Genomic DNA, 21,692 nt, shown 5'->3' on the forward strand with positions numbered 1-21,692 from the left:
CGGTCCTCCTCGCTTGTTGAAATTATCGGAAGCGGAAAAACGAGCGCGCCCAGAGGACGCCTCCCGTAACGCCTGGATCACCAGGCTCGTTACACCTTCAGAGGCGCCCTTGGGCGCGCGCGATTAACAGCAATTGCTTGAAGCTTTATCAGTGCACATCTTTCCAGTATTCGCGCTTGAGCAAATAAGCGAATACGAAGAAGAACGCCAGGTACAGCAAGACGTAGGTACCGATGCGCTGATGTTGCAGCTTAACCGGGTTAGCCGAGTAAGCCAGGAAGGTTACCAGATTCTTGACCTTCTCATCGAACTGCTCTTCGGTCAGAGCACCGCTTTTCGGCACGATGGTCAACTGATCGCACGCTTCATGGGTCAGCGCGGTACCGGTCAGTGGATCAAATTGCTTCTTGCCGTCTTCGACGATCTGAACCTGTTTGCATCCCACGACCTGACGACCTTGCAAGGCGGCCATGACGTTAGGCATACCGACGTTCGGGAAGACCTTGTTGTTCACGCCCCATGGACGCGACGGGTCTTCATAGAAGGACGTCAGGTAGCCGTAGAGCCAGTCAGTACCACGAACGCGAGCCACCAGCGTCAGGTCGGGCGGAGCCGCGCCGAACCAGGCCTTGGCGTCCGCCGGCTGCATGCCGATGTTCATGTGGTCGCCAATCTTGGCACCAGTGAACACCAGCTTCGAGAGCATCAGATCATGGGGAACGCCAATATCATCGGCAACACGCTCGTACCGTTGGAACTTGGCGCTGTGGCAGCCCATGCAGTAGTTGGCGAATGTACGTGCGCCATCCTGCAAGGCTGCCTTGTCAGAAACGTCGATGTCGACGCTTTTCAGCTCAGGACCACCGTGTTCCGCCCCGAAGGACAGAGCAGGCATAGCCGCAAGAATCAGTACAGCAAATAGCTTTTTCATCAGCCAGTCACCCTTTCCGGAACCGGTTTGGTCTTCTCAAGCCTGGTGTAGAACGGCATCAGAATGAAGTAGGCGAAGTACAGGAACGTACACACCTGCGACAACAGCGTCCGGCCTGGCGTTGGAGCCAACACGCCCAGCACACCCAGGATCACGAACGAGATGCAGAACACCCACAACCAGATCTTGCTCAGCCAGCCTTTGTAGCGCATCGACTTGACCGGACTGCGGTCCAGCCACGGCAGGACGAACAGCACGGCGATGGCTGCACCCATGGCGATAACGCCCAGGAGCTTGTCCGGAACCGCTCGCAGAATCGCGTAGAACGGGGTGAAGTACCAGACCGGAGCGATGTGCTCTGGGGTCTTGAAGGCGTTCGCCACTTCGAAGTTCGGCTTCTCGAGGAAGTAACCGCCCATTTCCGGGAAGAAGAACACGATCGAGCAGAAGATGAACAGGAACACCACAACGCCGACGATATCTTTCACGGTGTAGTACGGGTGGAAGGCAATGCCGTCCAGCGGTACGCCGTTTTCGTCTTTGTATTTCTTGATGTCGACGCCGTCCGGGTTGTTCGAACCGACTTCGTGCAACGCCAGAACGTGCAGCACCACCAGACCCAGGATCACGATCGGCAAGGCAACAACGTGCAGGGCGAAGAAGCGGTTCAGGGTAATACCGGAAATCAGGTAGTCACCACGAATCCACTGGGTCAGGTCGTTACCGATAACCGGGATGGCACCGAACAGCGAGATGATCACTTGGGCGCCCCAGTAGGACATCTGACCCCACGGCAGCAAGTACCCCATGAAGGCTTCGGCCATCAGCGCCAGGTAGATCAGCATGCCGAAGACCCACACCAGCTCACGCGGCTTCTGGTACGAACCGTAGAGCAAGCCTCGGAACATGTGCAGATAAACCACGATGAAGAACGCCGAAGCTCCGGTGGAGTGCAGCAGACGCAGGATCGAGCCGTACTCGACGTCGCGCATGATGTATTCGACGGAAGCAAACGCCTCTTCTGCCGACGGGGTGTAGCTCATGGTCAGCCAGACACCGGTGACGATCTGGTTAACCAGAACGAGCAGCGCCAGGGAGCCAAAGAAATAGAAGAAGTTGAAGTTCTTCGGGGCGTAATACTTGCTGAGATGGTCTTCCCACATTTTGGTCGCGGGAAAGCGCGCATCAACCCAATCCATGAACTTGCTCATCACGCTTTCTCCGTATCGACGCCGATGACAATGATCTCGTCGGTCTCATAGGAATGCGGTGGAACTGGCAGGTTCAAAGGCGCAGGTTGCGACTTGTAGACGCGGCCAGCCAGATCGTAATGGGAGCCGTGGCAAGGGCAGAAATATCCACCTACCCATTTCGGACCAAGATCCGCAGGGGCCACTTCCGGACGGAAAGTAGGCGAACAACCCAAGTGGGTACAAATACCGATCAGCAGCAGAACTTCTGGCTTGATCGAACGTGTTTCGGGGTTGACGTAGTCCGGTTGCGTCGATTGCTTGGACTCAGGATCGGCGAGCTCGCCTTCGATCTTTTTCAGATTCCCCAGGATTTCCTCTGTACGGCGGACAATGAACACCGGCTGGCCGCGCCACTCAGCAATCATCTGCTGGCCTGGCTCGATTTTGCTGACATTCACTTTCACCGGTGCACCTGCGGCTTTCGCCTTGGCACTGGGAAACCATGACCCCACGAACGGGACCGCAGCCCCCACCGCTCCTGCAGCACCCACCACGGATGTGGCTGCTACCAAGAAGCGACGCCGGCCTGTATTCACGCCGTCATTGCTCATTCAGTCCTCTCCCATCAGCTTTGTGGCCTGTTAAATCAGGCATCTACTAAGTAAATCTATGCACTTATAAAAATTTTGCCGAATGGTAATGAAAAGCCCCAATTCTGACAAGGTAATTACCGAAGGGCTCCACTGCCAAGCCCTGTAGTATAGGGGCTCTACGGATGTGGCAAGTTGTCACAGCGCAATTCTTTTTTAAATCGCACGCATAAAAAAACGCCCAGCTCCGTGAGGAAACTGGGCGTTCTTTTTTGAACGTGAAAGCGAATTAACGCTTCGAGTACTGCGGACGCTTACGCGCTTTACGCAGACCGACTTTCTTACGTTCAACTTCACGAGCATCGCGAGTAACGAAGCCAGCTTTGCGCAGAGCGCCACGCAGGGTTTCGTCGTACTGCATCAGTGCGCGAGTGATACCGTGGCGGATTGCGCCAGCTTGACCACTTACACCACCACCGATCACGGTGACGTAGATGTCGAACTTCTCGACAGTCTCAGTCAATTCCAGCGGCTGACGAACTACCATGCGGGCAGTTTCGCGGCCGAAGAAATTATCCAGCGAACGGTTGTTGATGGAGATGTTACCAGTGCCCGGACGCAGGAAAACGCGTGCGGTTGCGGTCTTGCGACGGCCAGTGCCGTAATTTTGAGTCGCCGACATAATGAACTATTCCGTTAAAACTTCAGTTCTTGGGGCTGCTGAGCAGTATGAGGGTGTACAGCGCCCGCATAGACTTTCAGCTTACGATACATGTCGCGACCCAGCGGGTTCTTAGGCAGCATGCCTTTGACCGCGGTCTCGATCACGCGCTCAGGGGCTTTGGCGATCAGCTTTTCAAAGTTGATCGACTTGATGCCGCCCGGGAAACCGGAGTGGGAGTAGTAGATTTTGTCGGTGGTTTTAGCACCGGTTACACGAATCTGCTCGGCATTGATAACGACGATGTAATCGCCGGTGTCAACGTGAGGAGTGTACTCAGCTTTATGCTTGCCACGCAGACGGCTCGCGATTTCGGTGGCCAGACGACCCAGGGTCTGACCTGCAGCGTCGACGACAAACCAGTCGCGCTGTACTGTTTCCGGTTTAGCAGTAAAAGTTTTCATTCTTTATAGCCTCAGGGGCCGCCCTGTAAATTAGACGGCGGATCTTACTGAATAGTGCGTACTTTGACAAGTCAAAGGCAGCCGGATACAGACGCTTTCGGGGGCTCGGGTCGGCGCGTCCGTTCAACGGCAAGATTCTTCGGCGGCGGCGCATCACTTCCACTGCAGAAAGAGGTGCGCAATTATGCAGATTGCGAAAAATATTTCAACCTGCTTTTATGATTGTTTTGCCCAAGGAGCACCTGATGGACTATCGACAGCTAGGCCGAACCGATCTGAACGTGAGCGCTATCTGCCTCGGAACCATGACGTGGGGCGAGCAAAACAGCGAAGCTGAAGCCTTCGCCCAGATTGAACGGGCCAAAGGTGCCGGGATCAATTTCATCGACACTGCCGAGATGTATCCGGTGCCGCCCAAGGCCGACACCTACGCCACCACCGAGCGCTATATCGGCAATTACTTCAAAACTCGCGGCGATCGCGCCGACTGGATCCTGGCCAGCAAGATAGCCGGCCCCGGTAACACCATCGACTACATCCGCGACAAAAACCTGCGTCACAACCGCCAGCACATCACTGAAGCCGTGGACGCGAGCCTCAAGCGCCTGCAAACCGATTACATCGACCTTTACCAACTGCATTGGCCGGAACGCAGCACCAATTTCTTCGGCCAGCTGGGCTACAAACACAAGAGCGAAGCCAACCTCACGCCGTTGGAAGATACGCTCGAAGCACTGGACGAGCAGGTCAAGGCCGGCAAGATCCGCCACATTGGCCTGTCCAATGAAACACCATGGGGCACCATGCGCTTCCTCGCCTTGGCCGAAGCCCGCGGCTGGCCGCGCGCCGTGTCGGTCCAGAATCCCTACAACCTGCTCAACCGCAGCTTCGAAGTCGGTTTGGCAGAAATTGCCATTCGTGAACAATGCGGCTTGCTCGCTTACTCGCCGCTGGCGTTCGGTTTCCTGTCAGGCAAGTACGAAGGTGGCGCGCGCCCGCCGAAGGGCCGCCTGAGCCTCTACAGCCGCTTCAGCCGCTATTTCAATCCACAATCGGAAGCGGCGTGCAGCCGTTACGTGGCATTGGCCCGTGAACACGGCCTGGACCCGGCACAGATGGCATTGGCATTCGTGAATCAACAGCCGTTCGTCACCAGCAACATCATCGGTGCAACGACGCTTGAGCAGCTTGAAAGCAATTTAGCGAGCTTCGAGCTGAAACTTTCGGACGAAGTGCTGGAAGGGATTGAGGCGATTCACAAGGATCACCCGAACCCGGCACCGTAATCCAAGACGGTGATCGTTCCCACGCTCTGCGTGGGAATGCATCCCGTGACGCTCCGCGTCACTTCCAAAGCGGACGCAAAGCGTCCATGGCGGCATTCCCACGCAGAGCGTGGGAACGATCACGCAGCATTACAGCGACCGCGCAATAATCTCCTTCATGATCTCGTTGGTGCCGGCATAGATCCGCTGCACCCGCGCATCCGCCCATGCCCGGGCGATGGGGTATTCCCACATAAAGCCATAGCCGCCATGCAACTGCACGCACTCGTCGAGCACCTTGCATTGCAGGTCCGTGCCCCAATACTTGGCCATCGCCGCCGTTGGCACATCCAGCTTGCCTTGCAGGTGCAGTTCCAGGCAGCGATCGACGAAAACCCGGCCGATCTGGATCTCGGTCGCCATCTCCGCCAGTTTGAAGCGAGTGTTCTGGAAATCGGCAATGGCCTTGCCGAACGCCTTGCGGTCGCGAGTGTAGTCCAGCGTCCACTGCAACGCCGCTTCAGCCGACGCAAGCCCGCCGATGGCCACGGTTAGACGCTCTTGCGGCAATTCCTGCATCAGGTAAGCGAAGCCCATCCCGGCCTGCCCCAGCAGGTTTTCCTTGGGCACACGAACGTCCTGAAAGAACAGCTCCGAAGTGTCCTGCGCCTTCATCCCGACCTTTTCCAGGCGCTTGCCTTTGTCGAAACCCGGCGTACCCGCCTCCACCAGAAACAGGCTGGTGCCCTTGGCGCCGGCCTTTGGATCGGTCTTGGCCACGACAATCACCAGGTCAGCCAGAAAGCCATTGGTGATAAAGGTTTTCGAACCATTGATGACGTACTCATCGCCATCCAGTACCGCCGTGGTTTTCACCCCTTGCAGATCGGAACCAGCCCCTGGCTCGGTCATGGCGATCGCCGTGACCATCTCGCCCGACACCAGTTTCGGCAGGTACTTGTGCTTCAGCGCTTCACTGCCGTAATGCAGGATATACGGCGCCACAATGTCCGAATGCAGGGAAAAACCGATCCCGGTCAGCCCCAGGCGCCCGACCTCCTCGATCACTACCGCACTGTACAAAAAATCCGCTCCCAGCCCGCCGTATTCCTCCGGCAGATGCGAACACAGCATCCCCGCCTCCCCTGCCTTGTTCCAGAGTTTGCGGTCGATATAGCCCTGTTTTTCCCATTGTCCATGAAACGGCACAGCCTCTTTCTCGAGGAACGTTCGCACGCTGTCACGGAAAAGTTCGTGATCGGAGCTGAACAAGGTTCTGGGGATCATGCGGCACCTGTCGTTATTGTTAGAGGAGTTGATCTTCAGAGACTAAGCCCCGCATTCGACACAGGACACTGGACACATCAGACAAAAAATAAGACGATCCAGCCGTTTGATGACCACTTTCTCCTATAAAAATAAAGTTGAATTATGTCTAAGCAAGTCTCCACGCCCCTGCGGCGCGTCAGCATCCTGGCGATCGACCGGGTTTTCGCTTCCACCCTTCTGCAAGCCAAAGATTTTTTCCACATGGCCAGCCTGCGCCATGGCAAACAACTGGGCCAAGGCCTGACACCGTCGTTCGAAATCCGACTCGTCAGTCCCGATGGCAAGGCGGTCAATAGCTTCAGCGATGTGATCATTCCGGTAGACGGCGGCCTGGAAAACACTGACATCATCATCCTCCCCGCCTTCTGGGATGACTTCGACACGCTCTGCAAACGTTACCCCCAGGTCCTGCCGTGGTTGCGTGAGCAACATGCCCGCGGCGCAGTGTTGTGCGGCGAAGCTACCGGGGTGTTCTGGCTCGCCGAGGCGGGCTTGCTCGATGGCAAGGAAGCGACCACTTACTGGCGTTTTTTCAACGCCTTCGCCGAGCGCTTCCCACAGGTTCACCTCAAACAGGACAAACACCTGACCGACGCCGACAACCTGTATTGCGCCGGCGGCACGACGTCGGCCTGTGACCTTTACGTCTACCTGATCGAGCGTTTCTGCGGCGCCAACGTATCGCAAGCCGTGGCGCGGGATATCCTCTACGAAGTACAGCGCAGCTATTCCCCGGGCCGTATCGGTTTTGGCGGCCAGAAGTTGCACCAGGATGTGATCATCCTGCAGATCCAACACTGGCTCGAAGAGCATTTTGCCGACAAGTTCCGCTTCGAAGACGTAGCCCGCGAACACGGCATGAGCATCCGCAACTTCATGCGCCGCTTCCAGACCGCGACCGGGGACAAGCCGCTGCATTACCTGCAACGACTGCGCATCGAAACCGCCAAGGGCCTGCTGTCCGCCAGCCGCAAGAGCATCAAGACCATCAGTTACGAGGTCGGTTACGACGATGCGAGCTTCTTTGCTCGGCTCTTTCGTCAGCACACCGAGTTGTCGCCGAACCAGTATCGGCAGCAGTTTCAGCAAGCCGCTTAATCCACAGACCGATCATTCCTACGCTCCGCGTGGGAATGCATCGCGTGACGCTCCGCGTCATATTCGAAGCGGACGCGGAGCGTCCATGGCGGCATTCCCACGCAGAGCGTGGGAACGATTAGACCCGGCACACAAAAAAAGGGCCTGCATCTGCAGGCCCTTGTTTGTATTTCGAATAAGTCCTACGGCTTGTGCGCCCGGGACAGGAATTCGTGAGATTGCATTTCCAGCAGTCGGCTGAGCGTACGCTGGAACTCGAAATTCAAGCGGCCGCCGGTGTAGAGGTCTTTGAGCTCAACCTCGGCAGAAATGATCAGTTTGACGTTACGGTCGTAAAACTCGTCGACCATGTTGATAAAGCGACGGGCGATGTCGTCAGTGGTTACGCTCATCTGCTCGACATCGCTGAGCAACACTGCGTGGAAGATCTTGCCCAGCTCGATGTAGTCGTTCTGGCTACGCGGGCCATCGCACAGTTCGCGGAAGTCGAACCAGGCCACGTCATCGCATGTGCGTACGGCGCGGATGGCGCGATTCTCGATCATCAGCACGTCGTTCTCGACTGCGGCCGTGCATTCCGGCGTCAGCGCGCGGAAGCTCTTGCGCAGGCTGTCCTGAGCGGCGTCATCCAGCGGAAAGTGGAAAAGCTCCGCTTGCTCAAGATGACGCAGGCGGTAATCGACGCCACTGTCGACGTTGACGATGTCGGTGTTCTGCTTGATCAGCGCGATGGCCGGCAGGAAGCGCGCGCGTTGCAGGCCGTCCTTGTACAGACCGTCCGGCACGATGTTCGAGGTCGCAACCAGGGTCACGCCATTCTTGAACAGCTCTTCCATCAGCGTGCCGAGGATCATGGCATCGGTGATGTCGGAGACGAAGAATTCATCGAAGCAAATCACTCGCGACTCGTCGGAGAAACGCTTGGCGATGATGGTCAGCGGGTTTTTCTCGCCGCCGAGGGTTTTCATCTCTTCGTGCACACGCTTCATGAAGCGGTGGAAGTGAGTTCGGGTCTTTTCCTTGAAAGGCAGCGCTTCGAAGAAGGTGTCGACGAGGTAAGTCTTGCCGCGACCCACGCCGCCCCAGAAGTACAGGCCCTTGACCGGCGCCTGCTCTTTTTTGCCAAACAGCTTGCCGAGCAGACCTGGCTTGTTCTGCGAGGCCGCGACCAGATCGTCGTACAGGCGCTGCAAATGGCGCACAGCAGTTTCCTGCGCAGCATCGTGGAAAAATTCCGGGCGCTTCAGATCAGCTTGATATCGTTCTAGGGGCGTCATAATTCGTTAGCAAGGCAACAAAAACGGGCCGTCACTGTAGCGACGGCCCCGGGGAATGGCAATCAGCCCTTGGTCGGGCCGAGCCGCTGATTTATTCCTGAACCGGCGTCAGCGCAACGCGCAAGGCGTCGATGGCAACGTCGCGAGCTGCGCTGTCGGTGAATGTCGGGCTGTCTGCCACGCACTCGCCTTCCAGCCAGACGTTGAAGCTCAGGTCTTCGCTGCGCACGTCCAGAGGCTGGCCCGCTTGCAGCTGCTTGGTCACCTGCCCGGCGGTTTTGCCGTCGGCGAAGTTGCGCGACAGCAGCAGTTGCTCGCCATCGGCCGCCAGCAGACGGAAGCGGAAGCTGCCGTCGTCTTCACGGAAGCTGACGAAACGTGCGGCTTTCGCGGCTTTTTTCTTGGTGGTAGCGGCGACTTGCGTCTGCGCCACGAAAGAACGCAAGCCGACCGCTTCACGCAGTTCGTTGAGGAACGGAGTGGCCACGGCACGGGCCTTTTGGGCGCCGATCTGCAGCATGTCTTCCAGGTCCGCCGGACGTTCCATCAGCTGGTAATAACGCTCGCGGGATTCGCCCAACTCGCTGTCCAGCAGTTGGAACAGACGGTTCTTCGCCTCGCCCCAGCCCAGGCCCTGCAACAGTTCGCTGCGGAACTCCTCGGACTGCGTCGGCGTAGCGAACGCTTGAAACAGCGTAAACAGGTGCGAATTGTCCGGGTCCTTGGCTTCGCCCGGCGCGCGCGAATCGGTGACGATCCGCGAAATCGCGTCCTTCATCTCTTTGGCGCTGCTGAACAACGGGATGGTGTTGTCGTAGCTCTTCGACATCTTGCGACCGTCGAGGCCTGGCAGCGTGGCGACGCTTTCCTCGATCAGCGCCTCGGGCATGGTGAAGAATTCTTTGCCCTGACCGAACAAGTGGTTGAAGCGCTGGCCGATGTCACGGGCCATTTCCACGTGCTGGATCTGGTCTCGACCGACCGGCACCTTGTGCGCGTTGAACATCAGAATGTCTGCAGCCATCAGCACCGGGTAGCTATACAAGCCCATGGTGATACCGGCGTCCGGGTCTTCGCCGGTCTCGACGTTCTTGTCCACCGAAGCCTTGTAGGCGTGTGCACGGTTGAGCAAGCCCTTGGCGGCGACGCAGGTCAACAGCCAGGTCAGCTCGGGAATTTCCGGAATGTCGGACTGGCGATAGAACGTCACGCGGTCCACATCCAGGCCACCGGCCAGCCAGGTCGCGGCGATTTCCAGACGCGAGCGCTGGATGCGCAGCGGGTCATCGCATTTGATCAGGGCGTGGTAGTCGGCCAGGAAATAGAACGAATCGGCATTGCTGTCACGGCTGGCGACGATCGCCGGGCGGATGGCGCCGGCGTAGTTGCCCAGGTGTGGCGTGCCGGTGGTGGTGATGCCGGTGAGGATACGGGTACGAGTCGTCATGGGTAATCGCTTGTCAGACTGCAATCAATTCGAAAGACGCGGCAGGATCAGATCCTTGAGATCGGTCAGCTTGCCATGAAAAAAGTGTCCGCATTCTGCCACTTTCAGCAGCTCATGGGGGCGCTCGAGTTTTTCGGACCAGTCGTAAACCAGCTGCGGATCGATCACTTCGTCGGTTTCCGGCTGGATCAGGGTCAACTCGCTTTGGTGCGGCAGTTGATCCTGATCGCCCAGACGCATGACCGCAGGGGCGACCATAAACAAATGTTTCAGTGTTTCGCCCTTGGCTTCCAGGCGTCCGCCGAGACTTGCTGCAACAAAACCGCCGAAGGAGAAACCCAACAGCGTCAGTGGCAAGTCCGGGTGTCTGGCCCGCAGCCATTCGGCGACGGCTTGAGCATCGTCGACTTCACCAGTGCCCATGTCGTGTGCGCCTTGACTGGCACCGACGCCACGGTAGTTGAACCGCAGGGTAATCAAACCGGCGTCGCGCGCGGTGCGCTGCAGGGTCGAGACAACTTTGTTGAGCATGGTGCCGCCCTGCACCGGATTGGGATGGCAGATTAGCGCCAGGCCGCGCGGCTGCTCATTATCCAGGCTCTTATTTTCCAGAAGCAGAGCTTCCAGTTGGCCGACCGGGCCATCAATCACTACAGGGGTTTCGCGCATAAGCAAGGAAGGAACTCCGTGACCTCGAATCGGGTCGACTCGTCTAGCAAATTGTCTGTGCCAATCTATTGCGAGTGAATCGCGGTATACAGCGCAGGTTCGAGCCGTTAACGTAAAGCAAAGCCGTTTATAGAGGAAGGACTCGTGGAACACTCGCTCTTAGTTTGGTTGTTACCGACTCTTGCCCTGGTTGTGGGTGTCGCCATTGGATTCCTGATCGCTCGCCTGGTGCCGAGTGCCGTGCCCAGCAGCACGCAACGTCAACTGGATGACATTCAGGAACGTTTCGACAGTTATCAGAACGAGGTGGTCACCCACTTCAACAGCACTGCAACCCTGGTCAAGAAAATGACTCAGAGTTATCAGGAAGTGCAGGATCATCTCGCTGACGGCGCAAACCGACTGGCCCTGGACGAGCAGACTCGTCAACGCTTGCTGGCCTCTCTGCAAGCCGATACGGCAGCGGCCCCACGCGAACGCCTGACACCGCCGCGCAACCAGGAGCCTCCTCGCGACTACGCGCCCAAGACCCCGAACGCGCCGGGCATGCTCGACGAGCATTACGGCCTGAAGAAGTAATCAGGTTTCGGACTGTACAAAAAGCCCTCGGACGAGTGATTGTCCGGGGGCTTTTTATTGCTGATGATTTAGTTGTCTGCGCCGGCCTCATCGCGAGCAGGCTCACTCCCACAGACACAAAAAAGCCCGCCCGATCTGTTGAGGATCGGGCGGGCTCTTTTTTTACGCCTGGGGTTCAGTCAGGTTGGTAAAGGTAAAACTGGTATTACTGAGGATACTGCTGACCCGGAATCGCTTTCAAGTTGACTTCAACGCGACGGTTCTGTGCCCGACCATTGGTATCAGCGTTGCTGGCAATCGGGTTATCCGGGCCGGCACCGCGAGCCGAAAGGTTGGCACCGCTCACGCCTTGCGACGTCAGGTAAGTCGCCACGCTCTGTGCACGATTCTGGGACAGGTCCATGTTGTGCTGGCGGCTGCCGGTGCTGTCGGTGTAGCCGACAATCTCGATCTGGTTCTGGTTGAACTCTTTGAGCGAGCCCGCCAGGCTGTTCAACGGCTGATAGAAATTTGGGGCGATGTTCGCCGAATCGGTGGCGAACGTGATGTTGCCTGGCATGATCAGTTTGATCTGATCGCCTTGACGCTGCACTTCAACGCCGGTGTTGGCCATGCTGGCACGCAGCTTTTTCTCTTGCTGGTCGGCGTAATAGCCGTAACCGGCGGCGGAAGCACCCACCACCGCTGCGCCGATCAGCGCGCCTTTTCCACGGTTGTCATGGTTAATGGCGGCACCCGCCACAGCACCGGCCAAAGCACCGAGACCACCATATTTAGCGGTTTTGCTCATACCCTGAGAGCCGCCAGTATCCTGGCTCTGGTTATCGTAAGGGCCAGGTGCGGCACAGCCAGACAGCAAGGCCACTGCGGTAGCGACAATAATCAAACGACGCGTGGTGAACATTAGAGCTCCTACTTTTTTTGCATTCTGTGGTGCAACGGATTTAAGCATTGGACCTTTGCGCGGGGTTGGATCATCGCACAGGTCAAAAATTCCCCGCGTGAAAAACGTGTTACAAATCAAGCCCGCACAAACGGGTTCTCGCGCATTTCATCGCCCAAACGCGTGTCCGGACCATGGCCGGTGACCACAGTCGCCTCTTCGTCGAGCGTATACAACCGCTGCTTGATCGACCGCACGATGGTCGCCTGATCGCCGCCCCACAAATCCGTGCGCCCTACTCCACGCCGAAACAGCGTGTCACCGGCAATCAGCAGCTTGGCTTCTGAAAACCAGAAACTCATGGAACCCGGTGTATGACCCGGCGTGTGCAACGCTACACCGCAACCGCAGGCCAATTCTTCGTCATCGGCCAACCAGCGATCCGGCGGTGGCACGGGCGTGTAAGGCACACCGAACATCTGGCATTGCATCTCCAGGTTGTCCCAGAGGAACTGATCTTCTTTATGCAGGTGCAGGGTGGCGCCAGTTTTCTCCTTCAACTGACCGGAGGCCAGGAAGTGATCCAGATGCGCGTGGGTATGGATGATGCTGACCACCTTCAAGCCCAGGGCATCGAGGCGCGCCAGGATCAGTTCGTGATTGCCGCCCGGGTCGACCACGATCGCTTTTTTGCTGATCGGGTCGCCGATGATGGTGCAGTTGCACTGCAAAGGGCCGACGGGGAAGGTTTCGCGAATGAGACTGGGTAGCTGGGTCATCGGGACAAGCTCGAAAATCAGAGATGGGCAATTCTGGCACAAAACTGCAGCAGTCTTTTAAGCGCCTGGCCATTCTTGAACAGACTACCGGAGCAGTCCCAATTCTTTCGCCCGTGCCACCGCCTGCGTGCGCCGCTCAACCCCCAGCTTGCTGTTGATGTGGCTGGCGTGGGTCTTCACCGTATGCAGCGAAATGAACAGTTGATCGCTGATTTGCTGGTTAGAACAGCCTTGGGCAATCAGTTGCAGAACCGCCTGTTCACGCGCACTGAGCTGCTCTGCCCCCGAACACGACTCCAATACCGGGCGAGCGATCAGGACCGGCAGTTGTTCGACGAGACTCTGCGAAACAGCCGTCGGAGCAACCAGTTGCAATTGCCCACGTAGCCAGTCCGGGTGTTCAGCCAGCAACCCCTCGAACGGTTGCAAGGCGCCGCCGGTCGACGCATCCAATGCCTGTGCCAGCACCTTGCGGGCTTCGGGCTCACGCCCACTGACGAGTAACAGGGCCACTTTCTGAGTCAGCGCCATGGCACTGAGCATCTGCCGCCCCGTTTGCTGCCCATGCTCAAGCAGCGTATTCAAGCGGCCTTCGGCCAGCATTGGCTGACCCTGAATGACGTCCAGTAAGGCTTGTTGCAATTCGATATGCAACGGCAGCTGGGGATGGAATTCGGGCGGTGCTGCCGGGTGCTCGCCGTTATAGGTCTGCCCCAACCGGGAGAGCCAGGCTTCGGCCAGATCGGTGCGGCCCTGGGCCAGCCAGAGCTCGCACTTGACCATGGTAATCATCGCCAGATAGTAAATGGGCGGCACGTCCCAGATGTGCATCAGGCGCTCGGCTTCAGCCAATTCGGCGAAGGCGTTAGCGAACTCGCCGCTGTTACCTTCAAGCCGCGCGATCACGCAATGACCGATCAATACGCTGATATCGCGACAGGCGCGAGCCTCACTCAAACCGGCTTGCAAACGGACTCGCGCAGCTTGTGGTTGCAAGCGCAAGGCCAGCAAGAGCCCCTCGTACAACGTCAGGCGAGCGCGTATGGCATAAAGTCGTTGCGCGGATAACCCTTGCAGGCGTTGCAGCCCCTGACGAACCTCTTGCAACGAGCGCAGGATTTCCCCGCGTGCCTGCAATACCCGGGCGCGGTCGTAATGGGCCAGCGCTTCAAACAACGGATTGCCGACCCGCTGCGCCAATTCCAGCGACTCACGGTTCAAACTGCGCGCACGCCACAAATCGCCGTCGGCGATGGCCAGGTTGGACAGGGTCGAGAGACACATCAGACGTTGTCCGTAGCGTTTGGCCGGCAGGCTTTGCAACGCTTCAGTGCAATAGAGAAGCGTCTGCTCGCGGTTGCCACGCCCCCGGGCGATGATGCCCCTCAGGGCCAGCCACTGCGCCAGCATCGACTTCTGCGCGGTGGCCGAAGGGGCCGGCAGGAAGCGGCTCAAATGGGCAGCCAGTTCCTCCGCCGCATCCAGTTGACAGGCCATCCCCAGCGCCCAGCTGTAGAGCACGATCAGCCTGGGTGTGCTGATCAGCAAGCTGTCGGGCAAGTCCATTTTCCAGCGCAGCAACATGCCGGCGTTCTGCTCGGCCAGCAGTTGTTCTTCCGAAAGGTTTTGCACCAGGTTCGCCGCAACGTCCAGATGCCCGGCACGCAACGCCTGCTCCACCGCTTCATCGAGCAGCCCCTGGGCATTGAACCAGCGACACGCACGCAAATGCAGGCTGGCGGCCGGCACTATCGTCTGGGCGGTGGGCCGAGTGCGCAGCAGGTCGGAAAACAGATGGTGATAGCGGTACCAGTGGCCGTGTTCATCCAGCGGTACCAGGAATACCTGGTGTGCCTGAAGGAAACGCAGAATTTCGGCACTGTCATGGGCTTCGCGAACCGCATCGCAGAGCTCGCTGCAAAAACGTTCCTGAGGTGCCGTGTCGTAAAGGAATTGCTGCACTTCGGCCGGCAGGCAATCGATGACTTCTTCCAGCAGGTAATCACGGATCAGCCCTTCCCCACCGTGCAGCGACTGCGGCAATGCACCTTCACTGCCTGCCTCGGAAGCCGCCAGTAGCCAGAATCGCAGACCCGCGACCCAGCCTTCACTGCGTTCAATCAGACTTTCCAGCGCCTCGCCCCGCAAGGAACTGCTGTGGCGATCAAGCAATGTGAGCGCTTCATCATGGGTCATTCGAAGGTCTTGTTCATGCAGTTCGAGCAGTTGGCGCGACAACCGCAGACGCGCCAGATGCCAATCCGGGCGCTGTCGACTGGTGACCATGACGAGCAAGCCATCAGGCAAATGATTGAGGAAAAATTGCAGGCAACGATCGAGTACCGGGCCTTGCGCCAGATGATAGTCATCGAGCACCAAGAGCAAAGGCGTACTCGGCGACAGGTATATCGCCAGTTCGTCCAGCAACCCGTCCAGCCATTCTTCAAAGGCGAACGGTTGATGGCGCTGGCGCATTTTCAGCAGCCCCAGCGCCTGGCTGCCCAGTGTCGGAAAGTAATCCTGGAGCCCTTCGAGCAACCGCTCAAGGAAACGCCCCGGATCGCTGTCTCGAGAGCTCAATCCCAACCACAGACTTTGCCAATGGGCCGGCAGCCCCTGGCAGAACTCCACCGCCAATGAGCTCTTGCCGAACCCGGCGGGTGCGCTGACCAGCAACAGCCTGCCACCGAGGCCGGCACTCAGGCGCTCGCACAGGCGAGGCCGCAGCACATGGCCGTCGGGCAGCGGGGGCCGAAAAAAGCGCCCGTCCAATGCCGCGATGGATACGGTTGCAGGGCCCGGGTGTGGGGACAGATCAGTCATGGCCAGCTCTTGTTTGAATTGCGAATGGCGGCGTTGCAGATGTCCGCAGACTAGCGGTAAACGGATAGGGAATGAAGGTCATTGCTACAAATGGCTACAAAAAGTATCCGAGCAGACGCTGCGGCCAATCCAGATAGCCACACTTGACTCGTAGCAGCTGCCGAGCCTGCGAGGCTGCGTCCGGCTGCGCAGCAGTCGTCAAATAGGTCACCGCGGTGTTTCGGGCAGACCGCGTAATCAGCTTTCACGACTGCTCCGCAGCTGGACGCAGCCTCGCAGGCTCGGTAGCTGCTACCTGGAATTTTATGAACTTCCAAAAAAAACGCCCCGAACCAGTCGGGGCGTTTTTCGAGGAGGCGACCTCTTTTCAGTGCAGGTTAGCGAACCCCGTCCTGACGCAGTGCCGCCGGTGTAAAGTCGCTGGTGGTAGCGGTGAAGCCGAAGTCATAAGCAGACTTCTCTTCGTTCTTCATACCCAGCGCCAGGTAGCGACCCGATTGCAGGTCGTACAGGGCTTCCAGGGCGTACCACGGCACTTGAACGTTGTAGTAATCCTCGGCGTGCGCTTCTGCCACACGCCACAGCTGATTACGACCGTCGTAGTGATCGATCACTGCAGCTTGCCAGGTGTCTTCGTCGATGTAGAAGTCACGTTTGGCGTAGATGTGACGCTGGCCTTCTTTCAAGGTGGCCACCACATGCCAGACCCGGCGCAACTCGTAACGTGCCAGGTCCTGGTTGATATGACCGGCCTTGATGATCTCGTCGTACTTGAGGGTAGGCGAATCGAGCTTGTAGCTGTTCGAGGCAATGTACATCTCTTTTTTGCCTTCGAGCTTCCAGTCGTAGCGATCCGGCGCACCGTTGAACATGTCCAGGTTGTCGGAGGTACGCAGGCCATCCGCGGCGGTACCCGGCCCGTCGTAGGACACTTGTGGAGCACGACGCACACGACGCTGACCGGCGTTGTAGACCCACGCCGAACGTGGTTCTTTCACTTGGTCGAGGGTTTCGTGCACCAGCAGCACTCCACCGGCCAGACGTGCCGGCGCGATCACTTTCTGCTTGAAGTAGAACAGGATGTTGCCCGGGTTTTTCGGATCGTAGTCCTTCATCTTGTCGCGGAACACGAACTGATCCTGGAAGTACACCAGGCTGTACGAACCGTTCGGCTGCGGTGTGGCCTGGTTTACCAGACGAGTCACGCTGCCACCGCGATAGCGGGTGATGTGGTTCCAGATGACTTCAATGCCGCTCTGGGGGATCGGGAACGGGATCGCGGTTTCGAAGTTTTCCAGGCCGTTGCCGCCGGATACGAGCTTGGTATCGGTGGCGTTTTTCTTGATGGCAGCGAACACGTCCGCCGGCACAGTGGAACCACGATGGGACGGGTAAACCGGAATCTTGTAGGTTTCCGGGTAACGCTTGAACATCGCGTACTGACCCGGGGCGAGCTTGGCTTTGTACTGCTCAACGTTCTGCGCGGTGATTGTGAACAGTGGTTTTTCACTGGCGTACGGGTTGGACAGGAAACCTTTGCTGTCGACGGTGCCGATGTTTTTCGCCATTGGCTTCCAGGATGGAATTGAACCGTCGGCGTTGCCCGCCATCTCGGCGCCCATTGGGGTCAGGCTCTTGCCCAGTTTGTCGGCTTCGGCCGCAGGGACCGCCGCCATCACACTGGTCGCCAGCAGCGAAAGCCCCAGAACACCAGCTTTGAACAGACTCTTTGTTATTTTCATATGTGTGTTTGTCCTGAAAAAACAGTGCTTAGAAGTTCACGCCGACGCTGAGCGCAACGAAGTCGCGGTCATCTACGGTGGTGTACTTGCCGTCGAAGAAGTTGGTGTAAGCCAGGCTCGCGGTGTAGGTGTTCTGGTATTCAGCATCGACACCCAGGCTCACTGCTTTACGACCTTCCTCGAAGTTGCCGCCAGGGCCTGGCGAGTAACCGTTTACGTCGTGGGACCAGGCCACGTTCGGCTTGAGGTTCACACCGGCGAACACGTCGTTGTAGTCCCAGATCGCACGACCGCGGTAGCCCCACGAAGTCGCCGTGGTGAAGCCGTCGTTATCGCAGTTGCGGCTGCGGTTGTTGGTGGGAGTGCCCGGGCCGGCACCGTTGATGGTGCTGGTGTTGAGCGCCACGCAAGTGTCGATAGCGCCAGTGGCTGGCAATGCACCTGGGCCGTAGACCGGATCACGGCCATAACGGACGTCAGAGGTACTTTCCAGGCCGCCGACATGGGTCACGCCCACTTCGCCGACCAGGGTCAGGCGGCTCGCGCCCATCACTTGGTCAAAGAAGTGCGTCAGGGTGCTCTGGAACTGGGTGATTTCTTTACGGCGATAGCCATGCAGATCAGTACCCGGTGCGGCAGAGAGCAGCGAAGCGTTGCCCAGGACACCGCCCAAAGGACGTACACCGGCAAACAGAATGTCGGTGGAGTTCAACTGCACCGGCGCGTTCGGACGGTAGCTGACTTCACCGCTCCACGCCGTACCCGTCGACAGGGTGGTGGAGAAACTCAGGCCATAGAGACGAATGTCTTCAGGGTATTCGATGAAGTACTGCGAGTTACCGGCTACCAACAGAGGTGCAAGCGCGGCAAACGGGCCTGGCAACGACGCAGCAGTGTTATAGACCGACTGCGGCGCACCGGTGGCGCTGAAGATCGGTGCCCGGCTGTGATAGTTCATGAAGTAGGCACCGAACTCGGTGTCCAGCGGGTCGAACATGTACTTGAAGGACGCGCCCCACTGGCCGCCGTCCCGTGCATCACGGTCGCCGCCACGTCGAACCAGCACACCTTCCTCGTTGACGTCGACGCCGTTGGCGGCCAACGGGCCCAGCGCGATGGCTGGAATCGTCGAGCGCTTGTTCAGCACGCGCAGATTGTTGTCGCAACCGTCGGCAACGATGTCTGGCTGAGAGAAGAACGTGCCGCAGTTATCGACGACGGTCTGGTCCCATTCCAGCTGGTAGAACGCTTCAGCCGACAGGTTTTCGGTCAGGCTCTGGGACACGTAGAACATGTTGACCGGAATCAGGCCTTCCTTGATTTCGGCACCCGGACGACGGAACGCGGACACGTCGATAGGGTTGATCGAGTTGATGCCACCGCCGATGAAAGTACTTTCACCCCAGCTCACCACCTGCTTGCCCAGACGCACGGAACCCGGCTGATCGGCAACGGCGTAGTTGTGGTAAACGAAGGCGTCGAGGATTTGCCCGCCGGAGGATTTGGCGCCTTCCTTGCGGCCGTTGTCGCTGATGTTCTTGAATTCCAGGTCTTCGTCTTTCAGAACGAAGTCGTACCAATATTTGCCACGTACAAAGACGCCGGTGTCGCCGTATTTCAGTTCAAGGTCATGGATACCTTTGAAAATTTTCGAGAACGCCTGCCCACTCTTGAAGTTCAAGTGACCGTCATCGGAGGTCTGGGACAAGCCTTTCCCGCCGTTGTTGACACCGATCAGGTTCTTGTTCGGCGACTGGGTAGACACACTCATACCCAGGGAGAGCGACGAATCGAACTGACCTTCGATTTCACCAACGTTGAAACTGACGCCGAATGCAGGCCCGGCGAGCGAAGAGGCGAGACTGACCGCCAGGGGCAATTTCGCCCGGCGCCAGAACTTGTTTACTGATGTCATCGACGCTACTCCATGTGCATTATTGTTATGGCTGTGAGCACTTCTAAAAACGTTCTGGGTGACGGGGAGCCAAGGCGTCCCGAAGTCACTCCAAATTGCATCGCCCCCTGTTGTGCGCTTGCTCCGTTCTTAAAAATCCGTGAGCGGACTATAGCCAGCAGGTAGTAGCGCTTGATCCCTCTAAAGTGTGATTTGCACCTGCGACCACTCTGGAACAACCCTTTCGCCAGTCCGACACCTATCGGCCCGGCAAGGATGGCTGAAAATTCGGATTACACAAGCCAAGCGCTTGCTTGGTGGGCCTGGCGTGCCTTTTCGGGCACGCCAGATGACGCTTAAAGCGTCGAGAGGAAGGTGCTGTTATTGGCCTGCCATTCAGTGATGTCGAGGCGGATGCGCTTCTTGTCGAGCTTGCCGACACTGGTCTTGGGAATTTCAGTAACAAGGGCAATCTGGCTAGGGATCGCCCACTTGCTCAAGTGCCCCAGTTCCACAAATGGCTTGAGGTGCTCCTTGAGTTCCCGGGCCCCAATCTCCTGCCCTTCGTGGAGCACCAGCAGCGCAAACGGTCGCTCACCCCATTGCGGATCGGCGATACCCACCACTGCTACTTCACGTACCGCCACGTGGCGACTGATCAAGTCTTCAAGGTCCAGCGACGAGATCCACTCGCCGCCCGTCTTGATCACGTCTTTGATGCGGTCACGGATGTCGATCACGCCCATACCATCCAGCGTCGCCACATCGCCGGTATGCAGCCAGCCCCCGGCCCAGAGTTCAGCGCCCTTCTGCGGTTCGTTGAAATAGCCTTCAGTGAGCCAAGGCGCACGCAGCACAAGCTCGCCCTGGGTTTCGCCGTCGGCGGGCAGGAAGTTGCCGTCGGGGTCGACGATCGCCGCTTCCACCAATGGCCCCGGCACGCCGGCCTTGATGCGATAGGCGGTGCGTTCGTCTTCGCTACCGGCCATCAATTCATCGTTGAGGTGCGCGCACGACACCAGCGGCCCGGTTTCCGACATGCCATAAGCGGCCGTCAACTGGATGCCCTTGCCTTTGGCCGTTTCGTACAGCGTGCGGTTAAGCGCACTGCCGCCGATGACGATTTTCCAGCCGCCAAAATCCGTGCCTTGCGCCGCTTTGGAATTGAGGACCATCTGCAAAATGGTCGGTACGCAGTGGGAAAAGGTGACCTTCTCCTTGCGCCACAGCTCCACCAGGTATTCCGGGTCGTAACGGCCGGGATAAACCTGCTTGAGCCCGAGCATTGTCGCCACATAGGGCAAGCCCCAGGCATGAACGTGGAACATCGGGGTGATCGGCATGTACACGTCGCTGGAGCCCAGCAACCGCACGCCGTCGAGGGAGCCCATGATGGTCGACACGCCCATGGTGTGCAGCACCAGTTGCCGGTGGGTGAAATACACACCTTTGGGATTGCCGGTGGTACCGGTGGTGTAGAACGTTGTCGCGACCGAGTGTTCGTCGAAATCCTCGAAGTCGTATTGCGTACTGGCCGCCGCCAGCAGTTGCTCGTACTCGCCGATCAGGTTGGGCAGGTCGGCGTTTTTTTCCGGGAGGTCGGTCAGCAGCAGGGTTTTCTCGACCGTGGTCAAATGCCCGGCAAGCGCCTGGTACAGCCCCACGAACTCGCTGTTGACCAGCACAAAGCGGTCCTCGGCGTGGTTCATGGTGTAGAGGATTTGCTCCGGCGACAGGCGCACGTTGATCGTGTGGATCACCGCGCCGATCATCGGGATGGCGAACATGCATTCCAGATATCGATGGCTGTCCCAGTCCATCACCGCCACGGTGTCCCCGGCCTTGACGCCGGCCGCCGTCAACACGTTCGCCAGCCGCGCCACCCGCTCAATAAGGGTCGGATAGCTGTAGCGCACCTGGTCGCGGTAGATGATCTCGCGGGTTTTCTCGTAACGAGCGCCGGACATCAGCAGTCGTTTGATCAGCAGCGGATACTGGTAAGCGCCTTCGGCTGGGGGGATAACGCGAGTCTGCAACATATCAATCCCTTTTCTGACTGCACGGTGTT

18 protein-coding genes are annotated in these 21,692 nt (G+C 58.2%); 3 read left to right on the forward strand and 15 right to left on the reverse strand.

Going from position 1 to position 21,692, the window contains the following annotated elements:
* Positions 1–148: 148 nt before the first annotated feature.
* The 5 genes from J2Y56_RS24890 to rplM form a co-directional block, all read right to left on the reverse strand.
* Complete coding sequence (locus tag J2Y56_RS24890; RefSeq protein ID WP_007943724.1) at positions 149–931, reverse strand: cytochrome c1; 783 nt, start codon at positions 929–931, stop codon at positions 149–151.
* The gene (locus tag J2Y56_RS24895) at positions 931–2,142 is read right to left on the reverse strand and encodes a cytochrome bc complex cytochrome b subunit (RefSeq protein ID WP_007943720.1); all 1,212 of its coding nucleotides are present in this window, start codon (positions 2,140–2,142) and stop codon (positions 931–933) included. The genes J2Y56_RS24890 and J2Y56_RS24895 overlap by 1 nt, the downstream gene beginning before the upstream one ends.
* Positions 2,142–2,735 (reverse strand): ubiquinol-cytochrome c reductase iron-sulfur subunit, encoded by a 594-nt coding sequence (gene petA, locus J2Y56_RS24900; RefSeq protein ID WP_007943719.1) that lies wholly within the window; start codon positions 2,733–2,735, stop codon positions 2,142–2,144. The genes J2Y56_RS24895 and petA overlap by 1 nt, the downstream gene beginning before the upstream one ends.
* Positions 2,736–3,003: 268 nt before the next feature.
* On the reverse strand, positions 3,004–3,396 hold the full coding sequence (gene rpsI, locus J2Y56_RS24905) for a 30S ribosomal protein S9 (RefSeq protein ID WP_002555064.1): 393 nt from the start codon (positions 3,394–3,396) through the stop codon (positions 3,004–3,006).
* Positions 3,397–3,410: 14 nt separating this feature from the next.
* Positions 3,411–3,839, reverse strand: a complete 429-nt coding sequence (rplM, locus tag J2Y56_RS24910; RefSeq protein ID WP_007905295.1) for a 50S ribosomal protein L13 — start codon at positions 3,837–3,839, stop codon at positions 3,411–3,413.
* Positions 3,840–4,084: 245 nt separating this feature from the next.
* On the opposite strand from rplM, the gene J2Y56_RS24915 reads away from it, so the two are divergent.
* Complete coding sequence (locus tag J2Y56_RS24915) at positions 4,085–5,125, forward strand: NADP(H)-dependent aldo-keto reductase (RefSeq protein WP_310353300.1); 1,041 nt, start codon at positions 4,085–4,087, stop codon at positions 5,123–5,125.
* Positions 5,126–5,254: 129 nt separating this feature from the next.
* Here J2Y56_RS24915 and J2Y56_RS24920 read toward each other — a convergent pair whose 3' ends face one another.
* A complete protein-coding gene (locus J2Y56_RS24920; protein ID WP_007947114.1) occupies positions 5,255–6,391 on the reverse strand; it encodes an acyl-CoA dehydrogenase family protein in 1,137 nt (378 codons plus the stop codon).
* Between the two features lie 243 nt (positions 6,392–6,634).
* Between J2Y56_RS24920 and J2Y56_RS24925 the strand changes: the two genes are divergently transcribed.
* On the forward strand, positions 6,635–7,531 hold the full coding sequence (locus J2Y56_RS24925) for a GlxA family transcriptional regulator (protein ID WP_177323438.1): 897 nt from the start codon (positions 6,635–6,637) through the stop codon (positions 7,529–7,531).
* Between the two features lie 182 nt (positions 7,532–7,713).
* Here the strand turns inward: J2Y56_RS24925 and zapE are convergent, their stop codons facing one another.
* The 3 genes from zapE to J2Y56_RS24940 form a co-directional block, all read right to left on the reverse strand.
* The gene (gene zapE / locus J2Y56_RS24930) at positions 7,714–8,808 is read right to left on the reverse strand and encodes a cell division protein ZapE (protein ID WP_033049434.1); all 1,095 of its coding nucleotides are present in this window, start codon (positions 8,806–8,808) and stop codon (positions 7,714–7,716) included.
* 91 nt (positions 8,809–8,899) lie between these two features.
* A complete protein-coding gene (locus J2Y56_RS24935) occupies positions 8,900–10,255 on the reverse strand; it encodes a tryptophan--tRNA ligase (RefSeq protein WP_310353304.1) in 1,356 nt (451 codons plus the stop codon).
* Between the two features lie 24 nt (positions 10,256–10,279).
* Positions 10,280–10,924 carry an alpha/beta hydrolase gene (locus J2Y56_RS24940; protein WP_007947110.1) on the reverse strand — a complete coding sequence of 215 codons (645 nt, stop codon included), beginning with the start codon at positions 10,922–10,924 and terminating at the stop codon, positions 10,280–10,282.
* A gap of 144 nt (positions 10,925–11,068) precedes the next feature.
* Between J2Y56_RS24940 and J2Y56_RS24945 the strand changes: the two genes are divergently transcribed.
* Positions 11,069–11,503, forward strand: a complete 435-nt coding sequence (locus J2Y56_RS24945; protein WP_007947108.1) for a YhcB family protein — start codon at positions 11,069–11,071, stop codon at positions 11,501–11,503.
* Positions 11,504–11,708: 205 nt separating this feature from the next.
* On the opposite strand, the gene J2Y56_RS24950 is transcribed toward J2Y56_RS24945, so the two are convergent.
* The 6 genes from J2Y56_RS24950 to J2Y56_RS24975 form a co-directional block, all read right to left on the reverse strand.
* Positions 11,709–12,407, reverse strand: coding sequence for an OmpA family protein (locus J2Y56_RS24950; RefSeq protein ID WP_007947107.1), 699 nt, complete (start codon positions 12,405–12,407; stop codon positions 11,709–11,711).
* A 116-nt stretch (positions 12,408–12,523) separates the two neighbouring features.
* Positions 12,524–13,165, reverse strand: a complete 642-nt coding sequence (locus J2Y56_RS24955; RefSeq protein ID WP_310353308.1) for an MBL fold metallo-hydrolase — start codon at positions 13,163–13,165, stop codon at positions 12,524–12,526.
* 84 nt (positions 13,166–13,249) lie between these two features.
* A complete protein-coding gene (locus J2Y56_RS24960; protein WP_310353310.1) occupies positions 13,250–15,988 on the reverse strand; it encodes a LuxR C-terminal-related transcriptional regulator in 2,739 nt (912 codons plus the stop codon).
* Positions 15,989–16,365: 377 nt separating this feature from the next.
* Complete coding sequence (locus J2Y56_RS24965) at positions 16,366–17,730, reverse strand: DUF1329 domain-containing protein (RefSeq protein WP_310336539.1); 1,365 nt, start codon at positions 17,728–17,730, stop codon at positions 16,366–16,368.
* A gap of 28 nt (positions 17,731–17,758) precedes the next feature.
* Positions 17,759–19,645, reverse strand: coding sequence for a DUF1302 domain-containing protein (locus J2Y56_RS24970; protein ID WP_310353313.1), 1,887 nt, complete (start codon positions 19,643–19,645; stop codon positions 17,759–17,761).
* A gap of 335 nt (positions 19,646–19,980) precedes the next feature.
* A complete protein-coding gene (locus J2Y56_RS24975; RefSeq protein ID WP_310353315.1) occupies positions 19,981–21,663 on the reverse strand; it encodes a fatty acid--CoA ligase in 1,683 nt (560 codons plus the stop codon).
* Between the last annotated feature and the right edge of the window lie 29 nt (positions 21,664–21,692).

The organism is Pseudomonas sp. BE134 (assembly GCF_031456105.1).
Classification (GTDB): domain Bacteria; phylum Pseudomonadota; class Gammaproteobacteria; order Pseudomonadales; family Pseudomonadaceae; genus Aquipseudomonas.

Coding starts and splice junctions, on each gene's coding strand:
- J2Y56_RS24960 (WP_310353310.1), bottom strand. CDS start 15,988: ATGACTGATCTGTCCCCACACCCGGGCCCTGCAACCGTATCCATCGCG.
- J2Y56_RS24890 (WP_007943724.1), bottom strand. CDS start 931: ATGAAAAAGCTATTTGCTGTACTGATTCTTGCGGCTATGCCTGCTCTG.
- J2Y56_RS24935 (WP_310353304.1), bottom strand. CDS start 10,255: ATGACGACTCGTACCCGTATCCTCACCGGCATCACCACCACCGGCACG.
- J2Y56_RS24925 (WP_177323438.1), top strand. CDS start 6,635: ATGGCCAGCCTGCGCCATGGCAAACAACTGGGCCAAGGCCTGACACCG.
- J2Y56_RS24955 (WP_310353308.1), bottom strand. CDS start 13,165: ATGACCCAGCTACCCAGTCTCATTCGCGAAACCTTCCCCGTCGGCCCT.
- petA (WP_007943719.1), bottom strand. CDS start 2,735: ATGAGCAATGACGGCGTGAATACAGGCCGGCGTCGCTTCTTGGTAGCA.
- J2Y56_RS24940 (WP_007947110.1), bottom strand. CDS start 10,924: ATGCGCGAAACCCCTGTAGTGATTGATGGCCCGGTCGGCCAACTGGAA.
- J2Y56_RS24895 (WP_007943720.1), bottom strand. CDS start 2,142: ATGAGCAAGTTCATGGATTGGGTTGATGCGCGCTTTCCCGCGACCAAA.
- J2Y56_RS24950 (WP_007947107.1), bottom strand. CDS start 12,407: ATGTTCACCACGCGTCGTTTGATTATTGTCGCTACCGCAGTGGCCTTG.
- rpsI (WP_002555064.1), bottom strand. CDS start 3,396: ATGTCGGCGACTCAAAATTACGGCACTGGCCGTCGCAAGACCGCAACC.
- zapE (WP_033049434.1), bottom strand. CDS start 8,808: ATGACGCCCCTAGAACGATATCAAGCTGATCTGAAGCGCCCGGAATTT.
- J2Y56_RS24975 (WP_310353315.1), bottom strand. CDS start 21,663: ATGTTGCAGACTCGCGTTATCCCCCCAGCCGAAGGCGCTTACCAGTAT.
- J2Y56_RS24920 (WP_007947114.1), bottom strand. CDS start 6,391: ATGATCCCCAGAACCTTGTTCAGCTCCGATCACGAACTTTTCCGTGAC.
- J2Y56_RS24915 (WP_310353300.1), top strand. CDS start 4,085: ATGGACTATCGACAGCTAGGCCGAACCGATCTGAACGTGAGCGCTATC.
- rplM (WP_007905295.1), bottom strand. CDS start 3,839: ATGAAAACTTTTACTGCTAAACCGGAAACAGTACAGCGCGACTGGTTT.
- J2Y56_RS24965 (WP_310336539.1), bottom strand. CDS start 17,730: ATGAAAATAACAAAGAGTCTGTTCAAAGCTGGTGTTCTGGGGCTTTCG.
- J2Y56_RS24970 (WP_310353313.1), bottom strand. CDS start 19,645: ATGACATCAGTAAACAAGTTCTGGCGCCGGGCGAAATTGCCCCTGGCG.